Origin of the sequence: Staphylococcus sp. HMSC056G08, from assembly GCF_001812305.1 — a bacterium.
Lineage (GTDB): Bacteria > Bacillota > Bacilli > Staphylococcales > Staphylococcaceae > Staphylococcus > Staphylococcus simulans.
This window is the reverse complement of sequence record NZ_KV808529.1, coordinates 37737-39954: the sequence shown is the minus strand read 5'-3', so window position 1 is coordinate 39954 and position 2218 is coordinate 37737. Positions and strand designations below refer to the sequence as shown.

General features: G+C 42.6%; 1 pseudogene. It reads right to left on the bottom strand.

Annotation, left to right across the window (positions count from 1 at the left end):
- Positions 1–2218 (bottom strand): annotated as a pseudogene (locus HMPREF2846_RS12660) (hypothetical protein); the annotation flags it as partial.

Here is a 2218-nt window from a genome sequence, read left to right as displayed (position 1 = left end):
TCGGAATGACAACTTTAGATCCGTCTGAGAATGTGACTTCTGTATTGCCATCTTTATCTGGAGCAACGTTTTGAACTGTAATAGATTGACCATCTTTACCGTTTGCGCCGGTTGCGCCAGTATCACCTTTATCCCCTTTAGAAATGACAGCTTGTGAACCATCACTGAAGTGAACGACTGTATTACCAACATCATCTTTTGTTGTTTCAGTGACTGTTAATGGTGCTGCATCTTTACCAGCTGCACCTGTATCACCTTTGGCACCTTTAGGAATTGTTACTTCTTTGCCATCAGAGAAGACAACTTTTGTATCGCCGTTTTCTTGTGGTGTCACACTTGTGATTGTGATAGATGTACCATCTTTTCCGTCAGCACCCGCTGCGCCTGTGTCACCTTTGTCGCCTTTAGAAACAGTGGCAGTGCTACCGTCGCTGAAGTGAATCACGGTATTGCCATCCGCATCTTTTTCAGAACCTGTAACTGTAAGAGGTTTAGCATCTTGTCCAGCATCACCTTTGTCGCCTTTAGGGATTGTTACTTTTTTACCATCGCTGAAGACAACTTCAGAATCACCATTTGGTAATTTATTGATTTGATCAACAGTTACTGAAGTACCGTCTGCACCTTTTTCACCAGCTTCACCTTTATCTCCTTTAGAGATTGTCGCAGTTCCGCCATCGCTGAAGTGGATGACTGTGTTGCCATCTTTATCTTTTTCAGTACTTTGAACAGTTAACGGTGCAGCATCTGCGCCTTTTTCACCTTGTGCACCAGTTTCACCTTTGTCCCCTTTAGCACCTTTTGGAATAGTCACTTTTGTGCCATCTGAGAATGTCACTTCGATATCGCCATTTTCTAAAGGTTTTGTGCCTTGAACTGTGATTGAGTCACCCGCATCACCTTTCGCTCCTTTAGTGATTGTAATCTTAGTTCCATCTGAGAATGTTACTTCATTATCACCATTATCAAGCACTTTACTTGAAGTAATTGTGATTGATTTACCATCTACACCGGCTGCGCCAGTTTCACCTTTGTCGCCTTTGTTGATTGTAATAGAGTGACCATCTGAGAAGTTAACTTTCGTATTACCTTCAGGTGTAGTTTCTGTACTTGTGATAGTGATTGAAGCACCATCTTTACCAGCTTCACCTTGAGCACCTGTGTCGCCTTTCGCGCCTTTAGGAACCACAACTTGTGAACCATCACTGAATGTTACAACTGTATCACCATCCGCATTTGGTTCAGATGATTTTACTGTAATAGATGCGCCATCTTTACCGTTAGGAACTGTAATTGATTTACCATCACTAAATGTAACTTTTGTGCCATCTGGCGTTTGTTCAGAGCTTTGAACAGTCACTGAAGTACCGTCTGTGCCTTTTTCACCTGCAGCACCTGTATCACCTTTATCCCCTTTAGGAATTTCAAGTGTTTTACCATCAGAGAATGTCACTTGTTTATTACCATTTGGTAATGTTTCAGTTTTTGTGATTGTCACTGATGTACCATCTTTACCTTTTGGCACTGTGATAGATTGACCATCAGAGAATGTCACTTTTGTATCTCCGTTTGCTTGTGGTTCGATACTTGCGATTGTGATAGACGTACCATCTTTACCAGCTGCACCTGTATCACCTTTCGCACCAGTATCACCTTTATCTCCTTTAGAGACTGTTGCTGTTTGACCATCACTGAAGTGAATAACTGTGTTGCCCGCTTCATCTTTAGTAGTTTCTGTAACTGTGAGTGGTTTAGCGTCTGCGCCAGCTGCGCCTGTATCGCCTTTTTCACCTTTAGGAATTGTTAATTCTTTGCCATCTGAGAAGACTACTTTTGTATCGCCATTGGCTTGTGGTTCGATACTCTTAATTGAAACAGATTCACCTTTTTCACCTGTCGCACCTGTATCGCCTTTATCTCCTTTAGAGATAGTCGCTGTTGAGTTATCACTGAAGTGAACAACTGTATTGCCAGCCGCATCTTTAGTTTCACCAGTAACTGTTAATGGTGCTGCATCTTTACCATTCGCACCGGTTGCGCCTGTATCACCTTTGTCCCCTTTAGAGACTGTTGCTGTTTGGCCGTCGCTGAAGTGGATAACTGTGTTGCCTTCAGGATCTTTAGTTGTGCTAGTTACTGTAAGTGGTTCAGCGTCTTTACCAGCTGCACCTGTGTCACCTTTCACACCTTTAGGAATTGTTAATTCTTTGCCATCTGA